The following is a 25,246-nucleotide window of genomic DNA, read 5'->3' as shown; positions in this document are numbered from 1 at the left end:
TCGGCAGTTGTGGGCCAGGCGGGCCCCTCGACAAGCCCAGCCAACCAAACGCGGAAAGGGCGCGCAGCCACGCTTTCTCTGCCACAATCCAATCTGCGACGACGTAGATGCGTGAACCCTGGGAGAGGAACTGATGCCGGACGAACCCGATGCCGAGATCCGACGCCGGGTCGAACAGGCACTGGGCCGGCCGACCACGACGTGGGCCGTCCCCGATACCGGTTGGTCGGGGGCGATCCGGCACTCAGTCGGATTGGCCGACGGCACGCGCGTCTTCGTCAAAGCCGCCACCGACGACGATACCGAGCGCTGGCTCCGCACCGAACACCTTTCCCTGCAGCACGTTCCCGAGCGGTTCGCGCCAACGATCATCGCGTGGCTCGACGAGCCCGGCCGCCCGATTCTCGTCACTGAAGATCTCAGCCGGGCTCACTGGCCGGCCAGCCATCAGGGTGTGAATTGGCGCCCCGGCGATATCGATCTCCTACTCACCGCTGTCGCCAATCTTTCACATATCGAGGCACCGAACGTTTTCTCACCCACACCGCGAACGCGCGCTCGCTGGCCCGGCCTACTGTGCGGCCCGGACCGAACGGCCTTCCTCGAATTGCAGCTGTGCTCGGAGAAGTGGCTCGACAACGCCGCACCGCAGCTCATCGCCGCCGAATCCCGCTGCGACGAGGACGGAATGAGCCTGGTGCACGGGGATATTCGCAGCGACAATATCTGCATCGACGGCGACCGGGTGGTTTTCGTCGACTGGAGCCATACCTCACGCGGCAGCGCCGACCACGATCTGGCCGGATTGCTCCCGACCCTGCACCTGGAAGGCGGCGCCCTTCCCTACGACGTCATGCCCGACGGCGCACCCTGGGCCGCCGCCGGTGCCGCCACGCTCGCCTATCGCGTTCACCACGATTCCCTGCCGGACTGGCTGGTCCCGGTGATGATCCGGCTGATCGCGATCGACCTGTCGTGGGCAGCGTCATCGCTGGGGCTTCCGTCGCCCGACGGCACCGGCCCGCGCTAGCCGAACAGTTCTGGATCATCCGAGTCCGCGTTCTGGCCACCGATCGCGAAGAATCGGCGGGCCGGGACGCACCCGGGCCGGTGCAGGCCGAGGGTCGACACCTTCGACCACATCTACAACACCCAGCGCCCCCACCAAGGACTGCCCGGCCGCGTCACACCCCTGACCGCCTGGCAGGCCACCGCCAACACCGAGGCACCTCGCCCACCCGTGACCTGATGCGCCGTCCCGCCAGCCGGCCCCGACCCACCCCGGCGCCGCTACCCACAGACCTGCCCGACGGCACCGTCGTCAAGAAGCTGACCAGCAACGGCGTCTTCATCCTGAACAAAGTCCAGTACATGGTCGACGGGCGACGAGCTTCCAGCAGGTCCTCGTCATCACCGCCGGCAACAAGATCACCGTCGCCGACCTCGAAGGCGAGATCCTCATCGAGCACACCAGACCCGCGCCCGGAGTGACCTACGTCTGCAACGGCGCCCCCGCGGCCCACGCCAAGACCCCTGAATCGTCACCGATGTCCTGACACACCCAGTGTCACCGATGTCCTGATACAGAACCGTCACCGATGTCCTGAGACACCACAATTGACGGGTCAGGATTCGTTGCATCCGATCGAACATCTGTTCTAATGTTTTCCTCGTTCGCGGTTCTCCAACACCCGGAGCGCCCGGGCGACCGAACCTCCCACCTCCGACGTGGACGGCCGCCGGGCACTGCCGCCCGGGTGGTGAGGGCCCGGGCAGTGGAGATCCGCCTGCCGAACGGGTACAGCTAGCGAGGACGAGGTGATGCTCAACGGAGGGACAGCGCTGAATGCTGCTCGAACACCGCGGCCGACGACCGGTCGTGCCCGAATCCGCTTATGTCGCACCATCGGCAGTGCTCTGCGGCGCCGTCGTACTGGCTGAAGGCAGCAGGGTCCTGCACGGTGCCGTGCTGACCGCGGAGAACGGCGAGGTCCGTCTCGGTGCGAACAGTGTGGTGATGGAGAACGCCCTGGTGCGCGGCCGGGCCGACCATCCCGCTCTGCTCGGCGACGCGGTCCTGGTAGGTCCCCATGCACACGTGAACGGCGCCACGGTCGAGGACGAGGTCTTCATCGCCACGGGCGCCGCGTTGTTCCCCGGTTCGGTCGCCGGCGCGGGCGCGGAACTCCGGATCAACAGCGTGCTGCACGTGAACTCGCGCCTGGAACCCGGCGCGGTCCTCCCGATCGGGTGGATCGCGGTCGGCGATCCGGCCCAGCTCTTCTCGCCCGACCGGCACGAAGAGCTCTGGCAACTCCAGCGCGACCTGGACTTCCCCGGCACCGTGTACGGCGTTCCCCGCGGCACGCCCATGCGCGACATCATGGCCCGCCAATCCACCTTCTACGGCGCCCACCTGGGCGACCGTCAGCTGCCTACCCCGGACTGAGCACGCCTGGCTGCTCGGTCGACGAGGGCGAAGCGTGGCGAGGCGCGGAGGTGCGCTCTGCGCCCATGCCGGCCAGGACGACGAAGGCGATACCGAAGGCGGGGAGGAGGCCTGGAGTCTGGTGGAGGAGGAGCCAGCCCACGAGCAGAGCAAGGGCTGGTTCGAGGCTCATCAGGGTGCCGAAGACGCCTGCGTCGAGGCGGCGGAGGGCCAAGTACTCCAGGGTGAACGGGACGACCGGGAGCAGCAGCGCCAAGCCGATTCCGATCGCCACGAGGTCCCACGTCATCAGCGGGATCGTGCTCGGTCCGGCGACCACGGTCGCCACCAGAGCTGCGACCGGGATGGACACGCCCATGCCTTGAAGTCCGGACACGTTGTCGCCGACATGCTGGGTGAGCAGGATGTACGCCGCCCAGCACACCGCGGCGGCGAGCGCGAACAACACACCCAGCACATCCAGCGAATCCACTGCTGCCGAGTTACTCACGAAGCGCCACGGCTGGGTCAGCAACATCACGCCGACGAAGGCCAGCGCCGGCCACACCAGTCCGACTCGACTCTGCACCGAGCGAAACCTCCGCGAGTTTCGCACGACGGCAACGCTCAGTGGTCCGAGGAACTCCAGGGCGCTCGCGACACCAAGCGGGATTCGGGCTGCGGCAGCCATGAAGAGCAGCGTCATCGCGCCGGTTGCGACGCCCAGGCCGACCGCGGCGAGGAGGGAGCGGCGGTCGAACGCACTGAACCGCGGGCGGAACAGGACCAGCACGATCACCGCCGCGAAACTCAACCTCAGCCACGCGGCGCCCTCGGGCCCGAGCCGGTCGAACAGGCTGACCGACGCCGAGAGACCGAGTTGGACGAAGCTCATCGCCAGAACGGCGAAGGCCACGCCGGTACGGCTCTCCCGGGTACTCATGCCGTCCAGTGAAGCCCGGGAATCCGTTCACGTCCACGTGAGAATCGTGCACATATCGTTCACAGAAGCCGAACAATCAGACCATGGACGGTTCAGCTCGCCGGCCGACCTTCCGAGAAGCCGGGTGGCTCCGAGGCGTACCAGACGGCGTTCACAGACGCCGTCCCAAACTCCTGCCGGCCCTGTCGCGACCATCAAGCTCACTCAAGAGCTGGGCTCGGGACTCAGAAGGTCCAGCGGGTGGGGAAGAAGTCGCCGTTGGCGGGGAAGGCGTACGCCGTGGTCGGGGTGATCTGGTAGATCCGGTACGGCGGGCCGCCAGAGGTCGGGGCGCCGTAGTCGGCGTCCAGTTCGTCACCGGCGACCCTGGTGGGCCAGCCGTAGACGTCCTGAAACGCGGCCGACGCCTGGCGCAACGTCTCCTCGTCGACCACCCGGCTCGCCACGCCCTCCACCACCACGTGGGCGCCGTCGACCTCGGTCGCGATCGAGCAGCGCCCGTCCACGTCCAGGTTCCGGCTCTTCCGGGCGGTCCCCTTCGACGCGGTGAACAACACCGACTCGGACCACACGGCGAACACGGGCCGGGTGTGCGGGTGTCCGTCGGGTCGCAGCGAGGTGAACCAGCGGAACCCGCCCGACCTCAACCGACGGACCACGTCCGGCCATTCGATCGACCGAGCATCCTCGGTCACTCCGGTCCCTCGGCCCGGCATCGGGAGCACCTGGGCGGTCGGTGACTGCTGCGTCATGGCGATCTCCATTTCTGCTTACCTTTGGAAAGCAGTCTCAGCCTAGGATTGACTGCACCTGATAGGCAACCTCTGTGGAAAGAACTGCAGAATGACGACTCATCGGTCCGCGTGCCCGCTGAATCTGGCGGTCGAGGTCCTCGGCGACCGCTGGAGCCTGCTGGTGCTGCGAGACGTCATGTTCGCCGGCCGGCGGCACTACCGGGAGCTGCTGCTGGCCTCGGACGAGCACATCTCGACCAAGCTGCTGGCCGACCGGCTGCGCTCACTGACCGCGGCCGGCCTGCTCACGCGGGTGGCAGACCCGACCCACCGGCAGAAGGGGATCTACAGCCTCACCGAGCGGTCGATCGGCCTCTTGCCGACGCTGGTCCAGCTCGGCGTGTGGAGCCATCGCGAGCTCTCGGCGAGCGACGAGCTCAGCCGCTACGCCGAGACCCTGGCCCGGGGCGGCCCGGAACTCCAGGCGTCGTTCATGGACGACCTCCGGGAGACCCATCTCGGTGCGGACGCGCGGCGCCGGCCGAGCGAGGACAGCCCGTCGGTCGCGCAGGCCCTGGCGGCCTACGACGCCGAGACCACCGACGGGTCCCCCGACTAGTGGACTCGGGCCACCGGATCGCAGTCCGTCCGGTCGTATCGGCCGGTGAAGGCCGAGGGTCGGGCCGGGCTCGTCTGTGCAGGTCACGCGGGCGTGAACCAGCAGTGGTCGGCGTCCATCGCGAATCCGTTCGCGCCCACGTGAGGATCGTGGACAGATCGTTCGCGGAAGCTGAACAATCGGGCCATGGACGTACGCCGGCTCGAGCTCCTGCTGGCCTTGTCGCGACTCGGGTCGATGCGCGCGGTCGCGGAGACGCTCGGGGTGACCACCTCAACCGTTTCCCAGCAGATCGCCGCGCTCGCCCACGAGGTCGGCGTCCCACTGCTCGAGCCTGACGGGCGACGGGTCCGGCTGACCCCGGCCGGGCGGCGGCTGGCCGGTCACGCGGTGGACATCGTCGCCGCGGTCGAGGCGGCCCGCGTCGACCTCGATCCGTCGGCCGATCCGACCGGCACGGTCCGGGTGGCCGCGTTCCATACCGCCATCCAGGACACGCTGCTGCCCGTCGTCCATCGGCTGGCCACCGCGCATCCCGCCGTACGGCTGGAGATCCAGGAGCAGGAGCCGCCAGAAGCACTTGCCCTGCTCGAGCGCGGCCAGGTCGATCTCGCGGTGAGCTACGACTACGACCTGGCCCCCGCGAACCTCGACCCCGGCCTTCAGGTCGCCCGGCTGTGGCAGGCGACCTGGGGTCTTGGGGTGCCCTCTCGCTCCCGCCGTACGTCCGGCACGGCAGCCGAGGTGCTCGCCGGCTTCGCCGAGAGTGACTGGATCGTGAACTCCCGCCACACCGGCGACGAGCAGGTCGTACGCACCATCGCCTCGCTGGCCGGCTTCGAACCGCGCGTGACGCACCGCGCGGACAGCCTCCCGCTCGTGCGAGAGATGATCCTCGCGGGTCTCGGCGTCGCCCTGCTGCCGACCGGCAATCCGAAGACCCCCGGCATCTCGGTACGCCGGTTGCGCGACCCGGAGCCGATGCTGCGCACGTACGCCGTCACCCGGCGCGGTCGAGGCGGATGGGCTCCACTGTCCCTGGTGCTCGGCCTTCTCGAAGAACAGCGCCGAGCACCGGACGCTGTCAGCTGGACGTGATGGGCGCTGTCAGCTGGACGTGATGTGGTGGAGCTCGAAGCGGCGGACCGTGGCGGGCGCAGTGCCGGCGCACGTCAGCTTGGCGTCGACCGTGTCGAGGTGAGCCGACACCTCGACGGTGACCAGACCGGTGCCGGACAAGGCGAGATCCACCTGCCAGTGATTGCCGGCCAGTTGGCGAAGAGCTCTGGGGCGAAGGTCATCGACGACGAGTGAATGCCCTGCGGCGCGCGCGAAGTGCTGCGCAGCCTGCACCGGCGGGACGAAGGCGCCTGATCCGCGGAAGAGATCGGGCACGACGAGTCCTTCGTCGTAGTGCTTGGCGAGCTCGACGGCGCGGGGCGCGGCGAGGTGCCCGTAGAACAAACCATGAGGCAGCACGACGACATTCGCCGCGAATCGGTCACCGCCGACGTGACTGCACTCCCACGTGCGCTCGGGATAGGCAGCCGCCAACGCCGCCGTCACCGGTCGCCCCCGCACGGCACAACACGCGTCGTGCCGACCGTGCGTGCACACCAAGTACACCGGCTCCTGACTGACCTCGCCCGAATCCGCCCCGTCGAGCACCTCGAGCAAGTGCTCGTCCGACGGCAACACACCCCACCGCACCGACTCACGCCCAGGCCGGCAGTCCACCAGCCCCCACCGCCGCGGCACCGAACGATCGATCCGCCCATACCGCCGGATCAACACCGGCCGATACCCAAGCTGCGCGCACCGCCGCGCGACCTCGGCTCCTAGGTTCTCAGCGGATGGATCCTCAGCAGGCCCGCCGGGCTCCGCCGAACCCGGCCTCGGCTCGGGCGACGAGTGGCGGAGGCTGGTGAGGGCGTTGCGGGACCATGGGGCTCGGGACTCGATCAGGAGCCAGCGTTCGGCGGGTGGTGCGGTGGCGACCAAGGAGTCTCCGCGCCCGTCGGCCAGCGCCGCACAGCCCGTCTCCGCGCGGTACCTCTCAGCCACAACGCCCGCCCGCCTCACACCGCAACTCTACTGTTGCCCGCTGCAACCAATCCACGGCCTACGAGGTGCTCGTGACGAGAACTGCCTCGGTGAGCAGTCGGCGTACCAGGACCAACTGGTCCTGCTCGTCGAGCCCCGGAAGATCGCCGACCTTGTGATCGGCACCGGAGCAGACCGCCTGGACGGCTTCGGCCGTGATCGCGGGAAGCGTGATCCTGCGATCGGGAAGCTGAAGAACCACAGGATCCCCCGGTACGACGCGGCAGCGAAGGCCGGCCCGGAGGCGCACCGTCGTACCGACAGCCAAGGACGCGATCGAAGCGGCGTGGGCCAGGGGCGCCAGCGGTGCGGGACGAGTGCTGGACCACGTACGACGGCGGAGACGCTCAGCCAGCTCATCAGGCGTTGCGGACTGGATCTGCTGCACGAAGAGGTCCACCACCTCTGCCAAGACCTCACTGACCTGCGCAGGGTCGCCAGCATCGAAGCCAAGCGGCAGGGCAGCGCGCAACGCGGTCTGGTCCGCAGCGAGCGCTGCGAGCTCCTGCACGAGCAGATAGCGCGTCATCGTGTGCAGTCCGACAGTCAGGTGCGCACTGACCCCACCCAGCGCCTTCGCCGAGTGCAGGAAGCCCCGCGGCACGTACAGCGCATCACCCGGCCGCAGTACGTCGTCAATCACCGGAGCCCTGTCGCGCGCAGCAGCAGCTACAGCCTGCGAATGGTCCGTCCACGGCTGGTTGCGCAGCGGGTCCACGTGCACCGGCTCGTGCACGGTCCAGTGTTTCTCACCTGCCACCTGCAGTACGAAGACGTCGTGTACGTCGTAGTGCGCGGAGAACCCCTGTGACTCCGCAGGAGTGATGTACGCGTTGATCTGCACCGGGTGACCCGCGTCCACCGACAACTGCGTGCCGAAGTCGACGAGTGCCGGCCAGGTGCGGTGCAGCGCCTGCAGTACGACGGTGTGCCCGCTAGCGAAGAGCGCTGCCACCTTGTCGTCGCGGACCTGGTCGGCGATCTCCGCACCCACACCGCCCGACCCGGTGAACTGCGCGTCGCCGACGACCTCTCCGTTCTTCGCGATGCGCAGGAACGGAGTGCGGAGGCCGCGGCGGGACAGGAGCTCGTCCGCGGCGTCCAGGCTGAACAGGTCGTCGTACGGCGCCGGCAGGTCCGGGCCGTGCGACAGCAGAGCCCGCGCGCCCCAGTAGGAACGCGCGAACTCGTCCAGATCACCCGCTACACAGCGCCGGAGAGCCGGGCGCTCGTCCGGCAGCGGCCCGGCCCCCGGCACCGTCCTCATCAACTTCCGGAGCTCCCGCTGGCTCCACCGTCGGCCCCGCCGTCGGTCGCGTTCGGGTCGGCGCCACCGTCAGCAGGTCCTTCGGAGCCGCCCCCAGCACCACCATCGGCACCTCCGTCGGCGCCACCGTCGCTGACACCAGGCGACGCGCCGCCGTCTGCAGGTCCTTCACCACCACCGGAGCCGCCCGCACCACCGTCAGCGCCACCATCGGCACCGCCATCCGCGCCACCATCCGTGCCGCCTGGCGTAGCGCCGCCGTCCGCCGGCCCCTCGCTTGAGGACTCGCCGCCGGCTGAGCCTCCGTACTCGCCGGCGCCGCCGTCAGCACCACCATCCGTCGCACCCGCGGTCGCGCCACCGTCCGCCAGACCCTCGTCACCTTCGGACGAGGTCGTCATGTCGTCGTTGTTCAGACTCATCGTGCTGCTCCCTTCGCAACTGGCCGCGAGAGTGCCGGACATGGAAGCGGACACTCTGCGACCATCCTGTGCGCAAAGTGAAGACGGGCTAAACCCCACCAGGGTTACAGCGACGACTCGGTTCAACCGCGAAGGTCGCGCCACACCTTCACGAAGGACTCGGTGATCTCTTCCGGACGTACGGCGATCCGCAGCCAGTCCGACCCGAGCCCTGGGAAGGTGTCGCCGCGGCGCACCGCGAATCCCCGCTCCCGTAAGGCGTTCCGCAGTACGGCGCCACCCTCGACCTGCACCAACACGAACGGCCCGCGCGGCACGCCGTACGTCCTCGAACGCAGGTCGACAGGATCGAACAAAGCGTCCAGCAGGTAGGCACGTTGTCTGTCGATGTCGAGAGCAGCCTGGGCCGCTTCGGCGAGCGCGTGCTCGTTGCTGCAGGCAATTGCCGCAGCCAGCGCAGGAGTGGACACCGGCCAGTGCGGCTGCACCGCCGCGAGCTGCTCGATCAATCCCGGGGCGGCGAGGACATACCCGACCCGCAGGCCGGCGAGACCCCAGGTCTTGGTCAGGCTGCGGATCACGACCAGCCCGGGGATCGAGGCACCGGCGAGCGACTCCGGCTCACCTGGCACGGCGTCCATGAACGCCTCGTCGACGACCAGGATCCGGTCGGGTCGCGCCAGTTCGCGCAGGTCGTCGGCGCGGTGAAGCACCGACGTGGGGTTGGTCGGGTTACCGATGACCACGAGATCCGCGTCGGCCGGCACCACCCGAGGATCGAGAACGAACCCATCCTCCGGCCGCAGGAGAACCCGGTCCACCACGTGCCCGGCCGACCGCAGCGCCGCCTCGGGCTCGGTGAACTGTGGATGTACCACGACCGCATGCCGCGGCCGGAACGCGCGGGCGATCAGCACGAACGCCTCCGCGGCCCCAGCCGTCAGCAGCACCCGATCCGCCGTCACCCGGTGCCGCGCGGCGACGGCCGCCAGCGCCGCATCCTGCCGCGGGTACGACGCCAGGTCGCTCAGACTGCCCGTGATCTCGTCAACCAACCAGCCAGGCGGTGTGCCGGTCCGGACGTTGACCGCCAGATCGACCAGCCCACCCCCCACCTCGAGATCACCGTGATGCTCCAGATCAAACCCATCGGCCACCTCAGGAGGCTAACCGCTCCCGGCGCTCGTGGTCTGTGAGTCCGCACACCACGTCAGCGGGGCGTGACGGTGTAGCGGCGGTTCTTCAAGGAGGGGTTCCGGTGGCGTACGTCGGCCAAGCGGTCACCCGAGAGTTCCGCGAAGGCCTGGCCATCGGCTTCGCCGGCCGAAGCGATGGTGACGCCTTGGGGGTCGATGACCTGGCTGAGGCCGCAGTACTTCTTGCCGTTCTGGGCGGCCGCGACGACGTAGCAGGTGTTCTCGACGGCGCGCGCGGTCAGCAACGTCGTCCAGTGGTGCTCTTTCAGCGGCCCGCGGACCCAGGCGGCCGGTACGACGAGGCCCTCGGCGCCGGCGTCGACGAGTGCGCGGGACAACTCCGGGAACCGCAGGTCGTAGCAAGTCATCAGCCCGAAAGACATCCCGCCCACCGAGACGACAACCGGCGCGACATCGCCCGACGTCAGCTGATCGGACTCCTTGTAGCCGAACGCGTCGTACAGATGGATCTTCCGGTATGCACCCAGCAGCGAGCCGTCCGCGCCGACCGCCAGCAACGTGTTGTACGGACGGTGCTGGTCGCAGCTGCGTTCGAACATCCCCGCCACGATCGCCACCCCGTGCTCCACCGCGCTCTTGCGCAGGGTGGCGACGAACTCCCCGTCCAGCGCCTCCGCGGCCTCCGCCACCGAGCCGCCCTCGAGCGCGAAGTCGGACATGATCGCTTCCGGCAGTACGACGAGATCCGGCCGCTCGCGCGCAGCGTCAGCGACGACCCTGGTCACCAGTTCGCGGTTGGCGGCCTTGTCGTAGCTGCTGGCGGTCTGCACCACGGCGATCTTCACGCCTCCATGGTGCCGCATTCCCGCCGCCGCGGGCCTCGCCACGCGATGCAGGTCCAGTTGGCACACTGTCGACGTGGAATACGACGCGTTGGTGCTGGCCGGGGGCGGGTCGACCCGGTTCGGCGGGGTGGACAAGGCCATGCTGGTGCTCGACGGCGTCACCATGCTCGACCGGGTGCTGACGGCAACGGAGGACGCCACCTCGACCGTTGTGGTCGGCCCGATCCGCACCACGTGCCGCCCGGTCGACTGGACCGTCGAGGACCCACCGTCCGGCGGCCCGATGGCAGGAATCGCAGCCGGACTCGCCCACGGCACCACTCCCGTGGTCGTGGTGCTCAGCTGCGACCTCCCCTGGTTGACCAAGGGCGACATCACCAACCTGATCAACGGGCTCGGCGACCACGACGGCCACGGACTGCGGGACACCGAAGGCCACGAACAACACCTCGCCACGGCCTACCGTCGGACAAAACTTGCCGAGGCCATCCAGCAGGTCGGCGATCCCCGGGACAAGTCGGTACGACGCTCCCTCGCCGGCCTCGACCTGACCTGGTCCGCGCCAACACGAGCCGGCCATGACGTCGACACTTGGGCCGACTTGGACGACTGAATAACCGGTGGACAGCCCTTCTACCGTGAAAGTCGTGGACATCGAGGCGATGGTTGCCAAGGCCTGCCCCGGCAGCGAGATCGCCGAGGTCGTACGACGGACCGGCGGCCAACTCAGCACGGTCTTCGAGGTACGACGTAGAGCCGCACAACCGCTGATCGTCAAGGTCTACACACCCGAATGGGCCTGGAAACAAGCCAAAGAAGTCCACGTCTACGGCCTGCTCGAAACGCAACTGGCCGACACCGTCCCCAAGGTCATCCACGTGGGAGACAGCTTCACCATCCTGACGAAGCTGGACGGCGTACCACTGTCCGAGACCGATCCGCCCGACTGGCGAGCGACGTACCAACAACTCGGACAGCTCCTGGCCGCGATCCATCGCATCGAGCAGCCGGCGTACGGCTATCTCACCGACGAGATCCTCGACCCGCTGCCGGACAACACGCAGTACATGCGGCGCCAATTCGCCAAGAAACTCAAGGAATTCGAGGACCTGAACGGCGATCCCGCACTACACCAGGGCATCCAGCAGTACGTCGAGACACACGCCGCACTCCTCGAGTCCAGCACGACGCCAGTCCTCTGTCACAACGATTTCCATGAGGGCAACGTGCTGGTGGATCCGTCGACCTGGCGCGTCACCGGCTTCATCGACGTCGAGAACGCGATCGCCGCCGACCCGCTGATGGACCTGGCCAAGACGCAGTCCTACTCCATCCGCGGGAACGAAGAGAAGCTGGACGGCCTCCGGGACGGGTACGGCGACCTGCCCCCGGACTGGCGGGAACGGACCACCCTCTACCGGCTCTACCACTCGCTCGAACTATGGGACTGGTTCGCTTCGATAGGCACCACCGTTCACCTGGACAGCATCGCCGGAGACATGGCCGAGATCGTCCGAACGTAACGGGTACCGTGTGCAGCATGCGAGCTGTCGTATGTGAGGGTGCCGGCGGAATCGAAGTTCTCCAGATCGGCGAGATCGAGGATCCGACACCGGCCGTCGACGAGGTCGTCATCGACGTGGTGGCGGCCGGGGTGAACCGGCCCGACCTGCTGCAGCGCAAAGGCCTCTATCCACCACCGCCGGGCGCGCCGGGAACGCTCGGGCTCGAGGTGTCCGGGACCATCTCCGCGGTCGGTTCCGAGGTCGAGGGCTGGTCCGTCGGTGACGAGTGCTGCGCACTGCTCGCGGGCGGCGGGTACGCCGAGAAGGTCGCCGTACCGGCGCCGCAGGTGATGCCTGTCCCCGACGGTCTCGACCTGGTCAGCGCGGCGGCACTGCCCGAGGTGGTCGCCACGGTGTGGGCGAACGTCTTCATGACCGCGCACCTCAAGGAGGGCGAGACCCTACTCGTCCACGGCGGCGCATCGGGCATCGGGACGATGGCGATCCAGCTCGCCGTCGCGCACGGCGCGCGGGTGCTGACCACGGTCGGCAGCACGGACAAGATGGAGTACTGCACCCGGCTCGGCGCCGACGTCGCGATCAACTACAAAGAAGCCGAGTGGGCGTCAGTGGTGAAGGAGGCGACCGGCAAAGCCGGCGCGGACGTCATCCTCGACATCATCGGCGCGAAGTACCTGGCCGACAACGTGAAGTCCCTCGCGTACGACGGTCGCCTCGTGGTGATCGGCCTGCAGGGTGGCACGAAGGGCGAACTCGACATCAGCCGGCTGATGAGCCGCCGCGGCTCGATCACCGGATCCCTTCTCCGCGTCCGTTCCGTTGCGGAGAAGGGCCACATCCTCAGCGAGGTCGTCGGTCACGTCTGGCCGCTGATCGCGGAGAAGAAGGTGCGCCCGATCGTGCACACCACCTTCCCCCTCGACCAGGTCGCCCGCGCCCACGAGACCCTCGAGCAGTCCGCCCAGATCGGCAAGGTCCTCCTCACCATCTGAGGGCGAACCATCTCAGGCCGAACCAGCTGAGGGCGGACGTCGGCTCACGTCGCCGGGAAGTTCTCGGCCAGCCATTGCGGGTCCGGGGACACCAGCTGAATGACGTCCAGCCAGCTGCCTTCGGGGTCCCGGACGAAGAAGTGACGCTGGCCGAAGACCTCGGTGACCACCTCGGACTCGAGCTTCACACCCGCTTCGACCAAGGACTGCGCGACCTTGTCCGCGTCCTCGACGACGAAGCCGAACAGGTTCGTGCTCTCGGTCAACTGGCTCACCGCGGCCGGAACCGTCTCGTGGCCGCGTTGGCAGATGGCGATCTCCCAGTCCGCCTCGCCACGACGCAACGTCATGAACCAGCCGAGGTCGAGCGTGAGCTGCAGATCGAAGTGCTGTTGGTAGAAGGCGGCGACCTCCGCCGGTCGGTCCGTGACCACGGTGGCGCCGAAAGCGGCGGGTTGCATACGTTCTCCTGACTACTACATCTGTCGTTGTTGTGTACGACAGTTGTAGTGGACTCTGCTAGCCTTGTCAAATGCCAAGGAACCCCGAACGCCGTACCCAACTCGCCGACGCAGGCCTGGCCGTCCTCGCCGAAGCCGGCGCCCGCGGCCTGACCCACCGAGCCGTCGACGCCGCGGCAGGACTCCCGGCCGGTACGGCGTCCAACTACTTCCGCACCCGCGACGCACTGCTCGGCGCGCTCGGCGAGCGGATCTTCGAGCGTCTCGCCCCCGACGAAGCCGTCGTCGAGCCACTGTCCAAGCGCGAGCCGACGATCGACCTGATGGTCGACTACGTCCGCTATATCGTCGAGCGGCTGCTCGGCCGGCCCGAGCTTTCCCTCGCCCTTCTGGAGCTTCGACTCGAAGCAGCCCGCCGACCCGGCCTGCACGAGATCCTGTCCCGCACCCTGCGGCAGGGCTTCGACGCCGACGTCGCCTTCAACTCCAACGCCGGCCTGCCGGGCGGCGCCGAAGAGATCCGTCTCCTCCACTTCGCCATCGACGGCCTCGTCCTCGACCAGCTCACCCCCGGCACCGGCCGCCCGTACGACGTCGACAAGACCACCGAGCGCCTCGTCCGCCGCCTGGTCGGCGACCACCGTTGACCCGAGCATACTCAGTATTGCCCTTGTCCTGTTGGGAATCACCATGGTGATCGCCGGCCTCGTCTGGTCGCTGCCGAGTCTGGTCGGCAAGCTCTCGGGCCTGGCCGGACGCTTGCCGCTGAGCGGTCGGCTCGCGCTGCGCGATGCTGCCCGGCACCGGCATCGCACCGGCCCCGCCACCGCGGCGATCATGATGGCCGTCGCCGCTACGGCCGCCCGATCTCACCACCAAGGACACGGTCGAGGTGATCAGTGGCACCGCGACCAGCGGCAAGCGGATCGACCGCCACGCAGCGGTCTACGCGGGCGGCGTACCCGCGGTCCTGGTACTGCCGGACGCCGCACTCATCAGCCCGGAGGCGGCCGCCAAGTACGGCACCGTGGGCATGCTTCAGGTCGAGTACGGGCTGAGCCGTACGCCGTCCAAGGACGAACTCGCTGCCGCCAATCGCCTGCTCGGCCACGACGACCTGGTGACAATCGAGAAGGGGTACCAGAGTCCCGCGCGGCTCTTCCTGATCGGAATCCTCGCGGCCGCACAGGCGTGGGTGCTGGGACAGCTCGGTTGCGTGCTGGGCGTGGGTGTCGGTGCGCTCTACGGCTACACAGCACACGCAGCCTTCGGATCACCGCATTTCGTGGTGCCGTGGCTGGAGATCGGTGGCATTCGTGATCGTCGTACCGCTGTTCGCCGGGCTCCTTGCCTGGTTGACGCGGTCGCGCTTGCCGATGGTGAGCCGGATCGACTAGCTCGCGATCCGCGCCTGCTCAGGGTAGGCAACCGGGTACGGCGGTGGTGTGCTTGTGACTCTCCACTGACCGCAGGCACACCGCTGGTAGACGACCAGGCCTTCACTGACCTGATGGGAGGACGCCACCGTCCAACGGTGGCGGTGGGCTTCGAGTCTGGCTGTCATGGATCCATCGTGATGTAATGCCATTATGCATCTCAACCCTTACGGCGCCGACGCGGTCCTGCTGGCCGTCAACCTCGTCACGCGACCGGCCCACTCGCCTGCGGAGTTGGCCGAGCGGTGTGAGGAGAGCGGCGTCGAGAGCCGGCTGGTGCGCGAGCGCAGCGTCACCGACGCTGACCTGTCCGCCGTACGGGTTGCGCTGGACGAGTGGCTCGCAGTGATTGACGCAAAGGACGAGCAGACGCGCGTCGACCTGGTCAACGCGATGCTGGCCAAGTACACCGAGCATCCGCGGCTGACCAACCACGCGGGCGACGGCTGGCACATGCACTACCGGCCGGAGAAGGTCCCGGTCGGACGACTGGTCGCGACACTGATCAGCACGGGTACTGCGCTGCACCTGGCGGGCCGTGGCATCACCCGCCTCGGCCGGTGCGCGACGGACGGCTGCGACAACGTGTACGCCGACCTGTCCCGGACCGGCCGGCAGCGGTACTGCAGCCCCGCCTGCGCCAACCGGGACGCCGTACGACGCCATCGTGCTCGCTCATCGTAGTCATCCACAGCCCATCCGCGGATCGGGACGAACGGCGCCTAGGATGGGCAGATGAGCGAGAGCAGCAGCGAGGGCCAGGAGACTCCGATGGCCGGGGCGCGGACCGAGGACGGCAAGGTGCTGATCGTCGGGCCGGACGGCATGGCCGTCGAGGGGCCGCCGCGCTCCGACAGCGATGACGACGAGCGCGACGAGCAGCGGTCGGTGACCGAACTGGTCGAGCAGCCGGCCAAGGTGATGCGGGTCGCGAACATGATCCGGACACTCCTCGAGGAGGTGAAGTCGGCACCGCTCGACGAAGCCTCCCGGCAGCGACTGAAGTCGATCCACAAGGTCTCCATCAAGGAGCTCGAGACCGGCCTCGCACCGGAGCTGGTCGACGAGCTGGAACGGCTCAGCCTCGACTTCACCGACGACAGCGTGCCGACCGAGGCCGAGCTGCGGATCGCGCAGGCCCAGCTGGTGGGCTGGCTGGAAGGCCTGTTCCACGGCATCCAGACGGCGTTGTTCGCCCAGCAGATGGCGGCCCGCCAGCAGCTGGAGGGCATGCGTCGCGCACTGCCCGGCGGCCAGCAGATCCAAGGCGATGAGGCTCCGGGGTTCCCAGGCTCACCGCAGGGCAGCACCGATGGCCCCGGCAGCGGTGGGATGTATCTGTAATCCATTAATTCAAAGGCTGAAACAACTCTTCGAGGACGGCGGCGACGCCGTCCTCGTCGTTTGACGGGCACACCGTGTCCACCATCGCCAGCACCTCGGCATGCGCGTTGGCCACCCCGTACGACGTACCGGCCCAGGCGAGCATCGGCAGATCGTTGATCGAGTCACCGAACGCGATCGCCTCCGCGGCCGGAATCCCTTGGGTAGCAGCGAAATCGGCCAGCATCGCCGCCTTGGACACACCGCTCGCGGAGATCTCCACCAGGCTCGTCCCGCCGCTGTGGCTGGCGGTGACCCGGTCGGCGACGACCGGGTTGATCCGGGCCAGCAGATCGTCGGAGTGCCAGCTCGGATGGCGGACGAGCAGTTTCGCGGCCGGCTCGGACAACAGCACTTCGATTCCGGCGACCAACGTGTCGTCGGGCTTCGGCCAGCGGTTCACGTAGTGCGGTTCCTGCCCGTAGCGGTCCGATCGTTCGATCGCGAACTCCACTTCGGGAATCTCGGCCCGGATCGCCTGCGCCACCTCGAGGGCGACCGCCGGATCGATCAGCCGGGTCCGGATCGCCTGCCGCCGGACGACGTCGTACAGAATGGCGCCGTTGGCAACAATTGCGACACCGTGTTCGCCGACCAGATCGGCCAGGTCGTGCAGCCAGCGAGGTGGCCGGGCGGTGACCATCACGAAAACACTTCCGGCGTGTTGGGCCGCGAGCACAGCTGATCGGGTACGCGCGGAGATGGTTCCGTCGCTGCGTACTAAGGTTCCGTCAAGATCGGTGGCGATCAGACGGGGTGGGCGGAGGTCGTCAAGGGCCGTCACCGGACCACCGTATCCGGCCTTCTGAGGATTGCTCATTACCCCTCCCGGGCCGTCCGGCGCAAGCGATCGGCGCCCGGTTTCAGACGTTTCTGACCAATCTGATTGAGCCTTGAACAACGTCACCAGACCGTTACGGCAGGATGCTGCAAAGGCAGCAAGTTCCCCTGCGCAGCACGGTTTACGCGTGATTTCATGCGGTGGTCTGGCGGGGAACCGGGGGCGATTCGACCGCGTCGTAAGCCTGTTCTGGATCAGCGCGACTGATGTAGCCCCACCCTGGAAGCACATACAAACGTCGGAAAACTGTTGTGGAATTGGCTGCAACCAAAACCACAGCAGCGGCGTCAACAGTTATGGATCGGTGCGTCCCACGCCGGGGCGACAACGGTGGGTCGGCAACAGTTCGTCGGTCCATCAGCTAGTGGATCCGCATGGCCGAACGTCGTTCACCGTCGTTCGTTCACGCGGGTCCTGATACTTGGGGAGCCACGATGACCGTCAACAGCGCCAATCTAGCGGGATCAGGGGGCAGCAGTTCCCGAGCCGCTGTCGACACATCTTCCAGCACGGAAGGGGCAATGACCGGCTGCATCGCCCGGTCGGATATTTTCCAGCACCGCCTGATGGAGGAGCCGCCGCCCGCATCCGCCACCCGGCGGACGCGCGAGCGGTACGAACAGCTCGTGCGGGAGGCGAAGACCTTGTGTGCTTCGTGTCCGCTGTTCACCGACTGCCTGTACAGCGCGGTTGCCGAGCACGATGTCAGCGGTTTCGTCGCCGGAACCACTGCCGCACAACGGCGTTCGATGCGTAACCTGCTCGACGTCGAGGTGCAGGCCGACGACTTCGACCAGCTCGCCGGGGCCCGCGGGACCCGCCGGCCGGTCAGCCACGAAGAGGTGCTGCGGCTGCGGACGCAGTACCCGAACGACAGCCTGGAGTCCCTGGCCATGCGGCTCGGCTGCTCGCTGTCGACGGTGAAGCGTCACCTGCGCCGGGCGCGCCGCGGTCAGAGCCCGGCCGCCAAGACCCCGCGGCCGCGGCCGCAGGTCAACGCCGTACTCGACGCCTTCGACACGGTCGTCGACCAGCAGCGCCAGCCGCGCCGGACCGGCAGCAGCCGCGTCGCCTGATCCGATATTCGGCCCGCCAGCGGACTGTCGGACACTGACAGCGAAGGCCCGGAACCCCTGCGTACGCAGGAGTTCCGGGCCTTTCGGTTGCCTATGGCAATCTATCTCTGTCAAGCCTTTCGATTCTGCTCGAAAGGTGTTGGCAGCACGGCCGCCATCGGTTCGACTGGATGGATGGGTCAGAACCAGCGATTGAGGACAGCGGCGACACCGTCGTCCTGGACCGACTTGGTCACCTCGTCGGCGGCCGCCTTCACCTCGTCCGGCGCCGACCCCATCGCGATGCCGAGACCGGCGTACGTCAGCATCTCGATGTCGTTGCGTCCGTCCCCGAGCGCGACCAGTCCGGAGGGGTCCAGGTCGTACTGCGCCAGCGCGACCTTCAGCCCGGTCGACTTGTCCACACCCTCGGGGGCGATGTCCAGCCACGCGGTCCAGCCGACGAAGTAGCTCACCCCGTGCAGGCCGAGGCGTTCCGCCAGGTGGACGAAGTCCGCCTCCGACTGCTCCGGGTCCCGGATGATCAACCGGGTCACGGGTTCCGGTGCCAGGTCCTCGGGGCCGACCACCCGGATCTGTGCCTCGGGCCCGAGGTCGCCGTCCGGGAACGGCGCGGTGACCAGGTAGCTGCCGTCGTACTCCTCGACCGCCATCCGGGCGTTCGGCGCGTGCTTGCGCACCGACGCGATCACTGTCGTCGGGTCGAAGGTCCGCTCGTCGACCACCTCGCCGGCCGGGAACCGCATCGTCCGCGCACCGTTGCTACAGACAACCAATGTGCCGGCGGCCAGGCCGAGCCGCTCGGCCACCGGCCGGGTGGTCTGCCAGCCCCGGCCGGTAGCCAGGATCACCGGTACTTCGGCAGCGGTGCGCCGGACCGCGTCGATCACCGCCGGAGACAGCAGTTCGTCGTGGTCGAGCAGAGTGCCATCGATGTCCAGGGCAACGGCCGTCGGCCGCGGCGTGTCTGTCATCTGCCAACCGGTTCGAGGACCTCGCGACCGCCGACGTACGGACGCAGCGCGGTCGGCACCCGGACCGAGCCGTCGGCCAGCTGGTGCGTCTCCAGGATGGCGACGATCCAGCGGGTGGTGGCCAGCGTCCCGTTCAGCGTCGCGACCGGCTGGGTCTTGCCGTCGGCGTCGCGGTGCCGGATGTTCAGCCGGCGGGCCTGGAAGTCGGTGCAGTTCGACGTCGAGGTCAGCTCGCGGTACCGGCCCTGCGTCGGCACCCACGCCTCGCAGTCGAACTTCCGGTACGCCGAGACGCCGAGGTCACGTGTCGCGGTGTCGATCACCCGGTAGCTCAACTCCATCTTGTCGAGCATCTCCTTCTCCCAGTCGAGCAGCCGCAAGTGCTCCGCGGCCGCATCCTCCAGGCTGCAGTAGGAGAACATCTCGACCTTGTCGAACTGGTGGACGCGGATGATCCCGCGGGTGTCCTTCCCGTGCGACCCGGCTTCCTTGCGGTAGCACGACGACCAGCCGGCGTACCGGATCGGGCCGGCGGAAAGGTCGATGATCTCGTCCATGTGGTAGCCGGCCAGGGCGACCTCCGACGTACCGGTCAGGTACAGCTCGGGGTCCTCGAGCCGGTAGACGTCGTCGTGGGCGGACAGGTAGCCGGTGCCGCCCATCACCTCGGGCTTGACCAGCGTCGGCGTGATCATCGGGGTGAAACCGGCCTCGACCGCCTGCTGGATGGCCAGCTGGAGCATGCCGAGCTGGAGCAGCATGCCGACACCCTTGAGGAAGTAGAACCGCGAGCCGGAGATCTTCGCGCCGCGTTCCATGTCGATCGCGCCGAGCAGCTCGCCCAGCTCCAGGTGGTCCCGCGGCTCGAAACCCTCGGCGGTGAAGTCACGGGGCTTGCCGATCTCCTCGACCACGACGAAGTCGTCCTCGCCGCCGACCGGGGCGTCGTCGGACACCAGGTTCGGCAGGGCGCGGGCGAGCTCGTCGAAGCGGTTCCCGGCCTCGTTCGCGGCCGCCTCGGTGGCCTTCACCTCGCCGGCCAGCGTCTTGGTCCGCTCCAGCAGCGCGGCCCGCTCGTCGCCCTTGGCCTGGGCGACCTGCTTGCCGAGACCCTTCTGCTCGGCCCGCAGCGCCTCGAAGGCGGAGATGGACGATCGACGCTCACTGTCGGCCACCAGGATCTGGTCGACCAGGTCCGCACTCTCACCGCGCTTGGTCAGGGCCGCGCGCACGACATCGGGGTTCTCACGGAGCAGTTTCGCGTCAATCACACGATGAGGGTATCGGGGCGTGTCAGAAGGGGCGAAGTCTATTCGGGATGATGGGCTGGACGCACGCGATCACGAGGGGGAATCGAGCGGGTCATGAACCACCATCCACCCAGTCCGGTCGGCCGTGGGCTCACGGTCGTGCTGGGTGCGCTGCCGTTCATCGTGATCACCCTGCTCGTCGCCAACCACTGGGGGCCGCTGGAGCGCTGGGACCAGTCCGTCTCCGCCCGGGCCGCGTCGTACGGCGCCACCCACCCGAACGTGGTGGATCTCTGGCATGTGACCGGCGACGTGTTCCTGCCCTGGGCGATGCGAGCGGTCATCGTGATCGTCGCGGCGTACCTCTGGCACCGGCGGGCCCGGCTGCTGACGGTCTGGCTGCTGGTCACGGCCGGCGCGGAACTGGGCCTGGTCAGCGCGGTCAGGCACATCTTCGACCGGCCTCGGCCGGCCCCGATGCTGGTCGACGCCGACGGCTGGTCCTTCGTCTCCAGCCATGCCACCGCCGCGTTCGTGATGGCCGGCGCGCTGGGCGTCGTCCTGCCGTCGGTGCGTGGGTGGCGGCGCCGGTTTCGCCTGCTGGTGATGCTGCCGACGATCGCGGTGGTGTGGATCGCGTCGGCCGACCGAATCGCGCTGAACGTGCACTACGTGTCCGACGTGCTCGGCGGCTGGGCGCTCGGCCTGGCCATCCTCACCGCCACGTCGATCGGGTTCGGGTTACGCGCAGGGCTGCGGCGACGGCGTCGTCGTACCCCTTCGGATGACGACGGTACGTCGATCCCGCCACGAGCCGCCGTGATCGTGAACCCGATCAAGGTCGGCGACGGGGTGGCGTTCCGGCGGAAGGTGACGCGGGCACTGTCGGTCCGGGGGTTCGACGACCCGCTCTGGCTGGAGACCCGCGAGGACGACGCCGGGAACGCGATGGCCAAGCGGGCGATCGAGAACGAGTCGGATCTGGTGCTGGTGGCGGGCGGCGACGGTACGGTCCGGGTCGTCTGCGCGGGGCTGGCGCACACCGGGATCCCGGTCGGGGTGATCCCGGCCGGCACCGGCAACCTGCTGGCCCGGAACCTGCACATCCCGCTCGACCTGGACGACGCGCTGGAGCGGATCCTGGAAGGCCGGGACCGGCGGATCGACCTGGTCAAGGTGCACGGTGACGAGCTGGACACCGACCGGTTCGCGGTGATGGCCGGGCTCGGGCTGGACGCGGCGATCATCTCGGACGCGCCGCCGCACCTGAAGCGTCAGATCGGCTGGACGGCGTACCTGGTGTCGGCGGCGAAGAACATCAACCACCCGTCCGTGCGGGTCCAGATCACGCTCGACGACGAGGAGCCGATGGAGCGCCGGGTGCGGACGGTCGTGGTCGGCAACGTGGGCATGCTGCAGGCGAACATCCCGCTGCTCCCGGACGCCCGGCCGGACGACGGCCTGCTCGACGTCGTCGTGATCGCGCCGCGACGGGTGACCCAGTGGCCGATCGTCGTCTGGCGGCTGATGACGCGGACGAACCGCGCCGACATGTACCTGGAGCGCTTCACCGGCCGGAAGGTGGAGATCACCGCGGAGGTCGACGTCCAGCGGCAACTCGACGGGGATCCGATCGGGCCGGGGCGCTCGCTGACGGCCGAGATCGAGGCCGGGGCGCTGGTGGCTCGGGTGCCGAAGCGCCGTTGACTCGTTGCCTGTGAAGTGCTCACTCAGCCTTCGACGGTCGGGCCGGCTTCCTTACGGAGGGTCTCGATCGCCTCTTCCTCCTCCGGCGACAGCTTGGCCTCGCTCGCGAACGCCCGGACCTCCTTGGCGTACGTGCGCGCATCGGCCCGGCTGTTGATCGAGGTCAGCACGACCCCGTCGCCCTTGTCGTCGAGCAGCGCCATCGACCACGACAACTTCCCGCCGGTGTCGCCGAAAGCGTCGTACCGGACCACCGCCAGGTGCTGCAGCGACTCGCGCAGCTCCCCGCGGGTCACCTCGATCTCCTTGCCCAGCTTCCGCAGCTCGGATCTGACCGTGCCCGGCTTGGCCTCCGGCTGCCCCGGCTGCGGCTCGGGCTCGGGCGTGGGCGTCGCGGGCAGCTTGGCCGTCCTGGCGGCACCGGACTGCGTTCGCAACGCCTGGATGGCGAACACCAGGGCGAGGACCGCCACGAACAGAGCGGCGATTCCGAATGCACTGGCTAACGTCGAAGACACGCACGGAAGCCTAAAGCATCGCTTGTCATACTTGAGTATTCAGGCGATTGCGGAGAGTGCTCGGGTGGTGCTTTTCGGTGGACCACACGACGTGCTGGTGTCGGGCGCAACGTAGATTCACGACGTGACACATTTGCCTGACCCAGGTCCCCAGCCGGGCGTCCACGACCTCGGATACGCCCGCCTCGACACCGATCGACTGGAGCGTACCGGCGACGCCGAGGTGGTCTACGGCGCCGGCAAGACCCCCGCCCAGGTGGTCGAGTTGCTGCGCACTCTCCACGCCACCCACCCGTCTCACGCCGTACTGGCCACTCGCCTGAGCGTGGAGGCGCAGGAGGCCGTTGCCGCCGCTCTGCCGACCGCAGTGGTCGATCCAGTCGGCCGTACCGCGGTCCTCGGTGAGCCGCCCGTACTGCGGGGGACGGTCGCCGTCGTGGCCGCCGGTACGTCGGACGCCCCAGTGGCAGCCGAGGCGGCGACCACCGCCCGGGTGTTCGGCGCCGAAGTGGATGTGGTCAACGACGTGGGTGTAGCGGGGCTGCACCGGGTGATGGGAGTACGTGAGCGCCTGGATGCGGCGGACTGCCTGATCGTCGTCGCCGGTATGGAGGGCGCGCTCCCGAGCGTCATCGGCGGATTGGTTGGCGTACCGCTGGTCGCCGTACCGACGTCGGTCGGGTACGGCGCTTCGTTCGGCGGGGTCGCCGCGTTGCTGGGGATGCTCAACTCGTGCGCGCCGGGTGTGACCGTGGTGAACATCGACAACGGCTTCGGGGCCGGCGTGTTCGCGGCCCGGGTGGCCCGGCGCTCGGCGCCCCGCGAAATCAAGGAGAACCAGTGAGGATCGCCTGGATCGACTGCTCCGCCGGTGCGTCCGGGGACATGCTCCTGGGCGCCTTCCTGGACGCCGGCGCCGATCTCACGGCGATCAACGCGGCCGTCGCCGCGGTGGATCCGTCGTTGTCGGTCACAGTCGAGCGCACCGCCCGCCACCAGATCGCCGCCACCAAGGCCACGGTCCGCGTCTCCGGCACCCCCCACCCCGAAAACGTCCCACCCACCGAGACCGGGCCGGCGACATCCACCCCTCCCGGCACGAACCCGGCCGTCGCCCACCCCTCCACTTCCGCAGTCGGCGAGAGTCCGGCTGCGGCTCACTCCCACCCCGCCTCCGCTCCCGTCCCCGCAGGGGATCACGATGCAGTCGGCCACGGGCATGGGCACGGACACGGGCAGGGCGAGGAGCAGGCTGCTGGGCACGGGCACGGGCCGACTCGCCCTTGGGCCGAGGTCCGGCGGCTGATTGAGGCGGCTGGGCTGGATGACGCCGTACAGGCTCGGGCGCTGGACACCTTCGCGCGACTGGCTCGGGCCGAGGCCTCGGCGCACGGGGTCGAGCCGGATGCGGTGCACTTTCACGAAGTCGGGGCGCTGGATGCGATCGCGGACATCGTCGGCGTCGCGGCGGCTTCGGTGTCACTCGGGCTGGACCGGGTCGTGGTGTCGACGATCGCACTCGGCGGCGGTCGCCAGGTGCGCGGTCAGCACGGCGGCATCCCGGTGCCCGGTCCCGCCGTACTCCACCTGCTCTCCGAGGCCGAAGCCCCTGTCGTCGGCGGCACAGCGCCGTACGAGATGACGACACCGACCGGTGCCGCACTGCTCGCCACGCTGGCCGACGAGTTCGGCATGATCCCGCCGATGCGGATCACCCGGACCGGCGTCGGCGCCGGCGGCCGCGACCCGGTCGAGGTGCCGAACCTCGTCCGCGTGGTCGTCGGCGAGACCACCGCCCGCCCGGCGACCGAACTCGTCTACGAGACCAACGTCGACGACCTCGACCCACGCCTCTGGCCGCAGACCCTCGCCCGCCTGCTCGAGGCCGGTGCGGCCGACGCCTGGCTGACGCCGATCCTGATGAAGAAGGGCCGGCCCGCGCACACCCTCTCGGTCCTGGTCAGCAGCGTGAACGCCGACGCGGTCCGCCGCGTGATCCTCACCGAGACCACGGCGATCGGCCTGCGCGAGTTCCCGATCAGCAAGCACGCCGCCGACCGCGAGTTCACCAGCGTCGAGGTCGACGGCCAGCGCATCAGCATCAAGATCGCCCGGTACGACGGCCAGGTCGTCAACGTGCAACCCGAGTACGACGACGTCGTGGCCGCCGCGGCCGAGCTCAAGCAACCGGTCAAGGTCATCCTCGCCCGAGCCGCCGCAGCAGCAGAACCCCTCTGGCGCTAACGACCGCTGTAGGGAGGGGCGAAGAAGACCAGAAGTGCGAGGTCCTCGGTGATGTCGGTGAACCGATGCTCCTCCTCGGCCGGGACGAAGAGTACGTCGCCCGGCCCGACCGGCTCGGACCCGCTCGGCGTCACCAGGGTCGCCCGGCCGGTCGTGACGACGTAGATCTCGTCCTCGTGGTGCGGCGCCTGGTCGTCCACACCGCCGGCCGGGATCGAGTAGGTACCCACCGACATCGACTCGTTCCGGAACTGTTCCACGTAGTCGTTCGGCTCGCGGCGCACGAAGACGCCCGCCCCCACCAGTTTCTTCACCCGGCG

Annotated in this window: 28 protein-coding genes; 15 read left to right on the top strand and 13 right to left on the bottom strand. The window is 68.6% G+C overall.

The annotated features are described in order from the left end of the window. Positions 1 to 133 precede the first annotated feature (133 nt). Positions 134 to 1,030 carry a phosphotransferase gene (locus EV652_RS25615; protein ID WP_132211734.1) on the top strand — a complete coding sequence of 299 codons (897 nt, stop codon included), beginning with the start codon at positions 134 to 136 and terminating at the stop codon, positions 1,028 to 1,030. Between the two features lie 816 nt (positions 1,031 to 1,846). Beyond that, positions 1,847 to 2,449, top strand: a complete 603-nt coding sequence (locus tag EV652_RS25610; protein ID WP_132211733.1) for a gamma carbonic anhydrase family protein — start codon at positions 1,847 to 1,849, stop codon at positions 2,447 to 2,449. Here the strand turns inward: EV652_RS25610 and EV652_RS25605 are convergent. Together EV652_RS25605 and EV652_RS25600 are read right to left on the bottom strand one after the other, a co-directional pair. Continuing rightward, entirely contained in the window at positions 2,436 to 3,371 is a 936-nt protein-coding gene (locus tag EV652_RS25605) for an EamA family transporter (protein ID WP_199238395.1), read from the bottom strand. The two genes, EV652_RS25610 and EV652_RS25605, sit on opposite strands and share 14 nt — an antisense overlap. Positions 3,372 to 3,595: 224 nt before the next feature. Then, positions 3,596 to 4,123: a pyridoxamine 5'-phosphate oxidase family protein gene (locus EV652_RS25600; RefSeq protein WP_158441239.1), complete on the bottom strand. Its 528-nt coding sequence runs from the start codon at positions 4,121 to 4,123 to the stop codon at positions 3,596 to 3,598. Between the two features lie 91 nt (positions 4,124 to 4,214). Here EV652_RS25600 and EV652_RS25595 point away from each other — a divergent pair, with 91 nt between their 5' ends. Beyond that, the gene (locus EV652_RS25595; RefSeq protein WP_132211731.1) at positions 4,215 to 4,724 is read left to right on the top strand and encodes a winged helix-turn-helix transcriptional regulator; all 510 of its coding nucleotides are present in this window, start codon (positions 4,215 to 4,217) and stop codon (positions 4,722 to 4,724) included. A 186-nt stretch (positions 4,725 to 4,910) separates the two neighbouring features. Next, positions 4,911 to 5,822 (top strand): LysR family transcriptional regulator, encoded by a 912-nt coding sequence (locus tag EV652_RS25590; protein ID WP_132211730.1) that lies wholly within the window; start codon positions 4,911 to 4,913, stop codon positions 5,820 to 5,822. Between the two features lie 9 nt (positions 5,823 to 5,831). Here EV652_RS25590 and EV652_RS25585 read toward each other — a convergent pair whose 3' ends face one another. The 5 genes from EV652_RS25585 to EV652_RS25565 all read right to left on the bottom strand — a co-directional run bounded on the left by EV652_RS25585 (position 5,832) and on the right by EV652_RS25565 (position 10,518). Beyond that, positions 5,832 to 6,806 (bottom strand): ferredoxin family protein, encoded by a 975-nt coding sequence (locus EV652_RS25585; protein WP_132211729.1) that lies wholly within the window; start codon positions 6,804 to 6,806, stop codon positions 5,832 to 5,834. A 40-nt stretch (positions 6,807 to 6,846) separates the two neighbouring features. Beyond that, a complete protein-coding gene (locus tag EV652_RS25580) occupies positions 6,847 to 8,094 on the bottom strand; it encodes a cupin domain-containing protein (RefSeq protein WP_132211728.1) in 1,248 nt (415 codons plus the stop codon). Further along, complete coding sequence (locus tag EV652_RS46045) at positions 8,094 to 8,516, bottom strand: BatC protein (RefSeq protein WP_199238394.1); 423 nt, start codon at positions 8,514 to 8,516, stop codon at positions 8,094 to 8,096. Before EV652_RS46045 ends, EV652_RS25580 begins: the two co-directional genes overlap by 1 nt. 122 nt (positions 8,517 to 8,638) lie before the next feature. After that, positions 8,639 to 9,673, bottom strand: coding sequence for an Rv2231c family histidinol phosphate aminotransferase CobC (cobC, locus tag EV652_RS25570; RefSeq protein WP_132211727.1), 1,035 nt, complete (start codon positions 9,671 to 9,673; stop codon positions 8,639 to 8,641). Between the two features lie 53 nt (positions 9,674 to 9,726). Continuing rightward, positions 9,727 to 10,518, bottom strand: a complete 792-nt coding sequence (locus EV652_RS25565; RefSeq protein ID WP_132211726.1) for a carbon-nitrogen hydrolase family protein — start codon at positions 10,516 to 10,518, stop codon at positions 9,727 to 9,729. Positions 10,519 to 10,591: 73 nt separating this feature from the next. Between EV652_RS25565 and mobA the strand changes: the two genes are divergently transcribed. The 3 genes from mobA to EV652_RS25550 are packed head-to-tail and all read left to right on the top strand — an operon-like array spanning position 10,592 to position 13,036. Beyond that, the gene (gene mobA, locus EV652_RS25560) at positions 10,592 to 11,131 is read left to right on the top strand and encodes a molybdenum cofactor guanylyltransferase (protein ID WP_132211725.1); all 540 of its coding nucleotides are present in this window, start codon (positions 10,592 to 10,594) and stop codon (positions 11,129 to 11,131) included. Between the two features lie 34 nt (positions 11,132 to 11,165). Then, positions 11,166 to 12,041 (top strand): phosphotransferase family protein, encoded by an 876-nt coding sequence (locus EV652_RS25555; protein ID WP_242001992.1) that lies wholly within the window; start codon positions 11,166 to 11,168, stop codon positions 12,039 to 12,041. A 17-nt stretch (positions 12,042 to 12,058) separates the two neighbouring features. Beyond that, positions 12,059 to 13,036, top strand: a complete 978-nt coding sequence (locus EV652_RS25550) for an NAD(P)H-quinone oxidoreductase (protein ID WP_132211724.1) — start codon at positions 12,059 to 12,061, stop codon at positions 13,034 to 13,036. Positions 13,037 to 13,080: 44 nt separating this feature from the next. On the opposite strand, the gene EV652_RS25545 is transcribed toward EV652_RS25550, so the two are convergent. After that, the gene (locus EV652_RS25545; RefSeq protein WP_132211723.1) at positions 13,081 to 13,497 is read right to left on the bottom strand and encodes a VOC family protein; all 417 of its coding nucleotides are present in this window, start codon (positions 13,495 to 13,497) and stop codon (positions 13,081 to 13,083) included. A 71-nt stretch (positions 13,498 to 13,568) separates the two neighbouring features. Between EV652_RS25545 and EV652_RS25540 the strand changes: the two genes are divergently transcribed. The 4 genes from EV652_RS25540 (at position 13,569) to EV652_RS25525 (ending at position 16,277) form a co-directional block, all read left to right on the top strand. After that, positions 13,569 to 14,144, top strand: coding sequence for a TetR/AcrR family transcriptional regulator (locus EV652_RS25540; protein WP_132211722.1), 576 nt, complete (start codon positions 13,569 to 13,571; stop codon positions 14,142 to 14,144). A gap of 245 nt (positions 14,145 to 14,389) precedes the next feature. Beyond that, a complete protein-coding gene (locus EV652_RS44135) occupies positions 14,390 to 15,079 on the top strand; it encodes a hypothetical protein (protein WP_158441238.1) in 690 nt (229 codons plus the stop codon). A 7-nt stretch (positions 15,080 to 15,086) separates the two neighbouring features. After that, positions 15,087 to 15,617 (top strand): CGNR zinc finger domain-containing protein, encoded by a 531-nt coding sequence (locus tag EV652_RS25530; protein ID WP_132211720.1) that lies wholly within the window; start codon positions 15,087 to 15,089, stop codon positions 15,615 to 15,617. Between the two features lie 51 nt (positions 15,618 to 15,668). After that, positions 15,669 to 16,277: a bacterial proteasome activator family protein gene (locus EV652_RS25525; RefSeq protein ID WP_132211719.1), complete on the top strand. Its 609-nt coding sequence runs from the start codon at positions 15,669 to 15,671 to the stop codon at positions 16,275 to 16,277. A gap of 4 nt (positions 16,278 to 16,281) precedes the next feature. Here EV652_RS25525 and EV652_RS25520 read toward each other — a convergent pair whose 3' ends face one another. Beyond that, complete coding sequence (locus EV652_RS25520; protein ID WP_132211718.1) at positions 16,282 to 17,136, bottom strand: HAD family hydrolase; 855 nt, start codon at positions 17,134 to 17,136, stop codon at positions 16,282 to 16,284. 542 nt (positions 17,137 to 17,678) lie between these two features. Between EV652_RS25520 and EV652_RS25515 the strand changes: the two genes are divergently transcribed. Continuing rightward, positions 17,679 to 18,233 (top strand): WhiB family transcriptional regulator, encoded by a 555-nt coding sequence (locus EV652_RS25515; RefSeq protein WP_242001991.1) that lies wholly within the window; start codon positions 17,679 to 17,681, stop codon positions 18,231 to 18,233. A gap of 179 nt (positions 18,234 to 18,412) precedes the next feature. Here the strand turns inward: EV652_RS25515 and EV652_RS25510 are convergent, their stop codons facing one another. Next, on the bottom strand, positions 18,413 to 19,207 hold the full coding sequence (locus EV652_RS25510) for an HAD family hydrolase (protein ID WP_132211716.1): 795 nt from the start codon (positions 19,205 to 19,207) through the stop codon (positions 18,413 to 18,415). Further along, complete coding sequence (serS, locus tag EV652_RS25505) at positions 19,204 to 20,478, bottom strand: serine--tRNA ligase (protein WP_132211715.1); 1,275 nt, start codon at positions 20,476 to 20,478, stop codon at positions 19,204 to 19,206. Before serS ends, EV652_RS25510 begins: the two co-directional genes overlap by 4 nt. A 93-nt stretch (positions 20,479 to 20,571) precedes the next feature. On the opposite strand from serS, the gene EV652_RS25500 reads away from it, so the two are divergent. Further along, the gene (locus EV652_RS25500; protein WP_132211714.1) at positions 20,572 to 22,164 is read left to right on the top strand and encodes a bifunctional phosphatase PAP2/diacylglycerol kinase family protein; all 1,593 of its coding nucleotides are present in this window, start codon (positions 20,572 to 20,574) and stop codon (positions 22,162 to 22,164) included. A gap of 23 nt (positions 22,165 to 22,187) precedes the next feature. Here the strand turns inward: EV652_RS25500 and EV652_RS25495 are convergent, their stop codons facing one another. Next, the gene (locus EV652_RS25495; protein WP_242001990.1) at positions 22,188 to 22,682 is read right to left on the bottom strand and encodes a DUF4446 family protein; all 495 of its coding nucleotides are present in this window, start codon (positions 22,680 to 22,682) and stop codon (positions 22,188 to 22,190) included. 124 nt (positions 22,683 to 22,806) lie between these two features. Here EV652_RS25495 and larB point away from each other — a divergent pair, with 124 nt between their 5' ends. Beyond that, positions 22,807 to 23,526: a nickel pincer cofactor biosynthesis protein LarB gene (larB, locus tag EV652_RS25490; protein WP_132211713.1), complete on the top strand. Its 720-nt coding sequence runs from the start codon at positions 22,807 to 22,809 to the stop codon at positions 23,524 to 23,526. After that, complete coding sequence (gene larC, locus EV652_RS25485; protein WP_132211712.1) at positions 23,523 to 24,926, top strand: nickel pincer cofactor biosynthesis protein LarC; 1,404 nt, start codon at positions 23,523 to 23,525, stop codon at positions 24,924 to 24,926. The genes larB and larC overlap by 4 nt, the downstream gene beginning before the upstream one ends. Here larC and EV652_RS25480 read toward each other — a convergent pair. Beyond that, entirely contained in the window at positions 24,923 to 25,240 is a 318-nt protein-coding gene (locus EV652_RS25480; protein ID WP_199238392.1) for a cupin domain-containing protein, read from the bottom strand. The two genes, larC and EV652_RS25480, sit on opposite strands and share 4 nt — an antisense overlap. Positions 25,241 to 25,246 lie beyond the last annotated feature (6 nt).

It is taken from the genome of Kribbella steppae, from assembly GCF_004342025.1.
Taxonomy (GTDB): Bacteria; Actinomycetota; Actinomycetes; order Propionibacteriales; family Kribbellaceae; genus Kribbella; species Kribbella steppae.
The sequence above is the reverse complement of the archived record's forward strand: the minus strand, read 5'-3'. Positions and strand labels throughout refer to the sequence as shown.

What these genes read in the sequence shown, in the direction of transcription:
- EV652_RS25615 (WP_132211734.1), top strand. Translation starts at nt 134, where the DNA reads ATGCCGGACGAACCCGATGCCGAGATCCGACGCCGGGTCGAACAGGCA.
- EV652_RS25610 (WP_132211733.1), top strand. Translation starts at nt 1,847, where the DNA reads ATGCTGCTCGAACACCGCGGCCGACGACCGGTCGTGCCCGAATCCGCT.
- EV652_RS25605 (WP_199238395.1), bottom strand. Translation starts at nt 3,371, where the DNA reads ATGAGTACCCGGGAGAGCCGTACCGGCGTGGCCTTCGCCGTTCTGGCG.
- EV652_RS25600 (WP_158441239.1), bottom strand. Translation starts at nt 4,123, where the DNA reads ATGACGCAGCAGTCACCGACCGCCCAGGTGCTCCCGATGCCGGGCCGA.
- EV652_RS25595 (WP_132211731.1), top strand. Translation starts at nt 4,215, where the DNA reads ATGACGACTCATCGGTCCGCGTGCCCGCTGAATCTGGCGGTCGAGGTC.
- EV652_RS25590 (WP_132211730.1), top strand. Translation starts at nt 4,911, where the DNA reads ATGGACGTACGCCGGCTCGAGCTCCTGCTGGCCTTGTCGCGACTCGGG.
- EV652_RS25580 (WP_132211728.1), bottom strand. Translation starts at nt 8,094, where the DNA reads ATGAGGACGGTGCCGGGGGCCGGGCCGCTGCCGGACGAGCGCCCGGCT.
- EV652_RS46045 (WP_199238394.1), bottom strand. Translation starts at nt 8,516, where the DNA reads ATGAGTCTGAACAACGACGACATGACGACCTCGTCCGAAGGTGACGAG.
- EV652_RS25550 (WP_132211724.1), top strand. Translation starts at nt 12,059, where the DNA reads ATGCGAGCTGTCGTATGTGAGGGTGCCGGCGGAATCGAAGTTCTCCAG.
- EV652_RS25545 (WP_132211723.1), bottom strand. Translation starts at nt 13,497, where the DNA reads ATGCAACCCGCCGCTTTCGGCGCCACCGTGGTCACGGACCGACCGGCG.
- EV652_RS25540 (WP_132211722.1), top strand. Translation starts at nt 13,569, where the DNA reads ATGCCAAGGAACCCCGAACGCCGTACCCAACTCGCCGACGCAGGCCTG.
- EV652_RS25530 (WP_132211720.1), top strand. Translation starts at nt 15,087, where the DNA reads ATGCATCTCAACCCTTACGGCGCCGACGCGGTCCTGCTGGCCGTCAAC.
- EV652_RS25525 (WP_132211719.1), top strand. Translation starts at nt 15,669, where the DNA reads ATGAGCGAGAGCAGCAGCGAGGGCCAGGAGACTCCGATGGCCGGGGCG.
- EV652_RS25520 (WP_132211718.1), bottom strand. Translation starts at nt 17,136, where the DNA reads ATGAGCAATCCTCAGAAGGCCGGATACGGTGGTCCGGTGACGGCCCTT.
- EV652_RS25515 (WP_242001991.1), top strand. Translation starts at nt 17,679, where the DNA reads ATGACCGGCTGCATCGCCCGGTCGGATATTTTCCAGCACCGCCTGATG.
- EV652_RS25510 (WP_132211716.1), bottom strand. Translation starts at nt 19,207, where the DNA reads ATGACAGACACGCCGCGGCCGACGGCCGTTGCCCTGGACATCGATGGC.
- EV652_RS25500 (WP_132211714.1), top strand. Translation starts at nt 20,572, where the DNA reads ATGAACCACCATCCACCCAGTCCGGTCGGCCGTGGGCTCACGGTCGTG.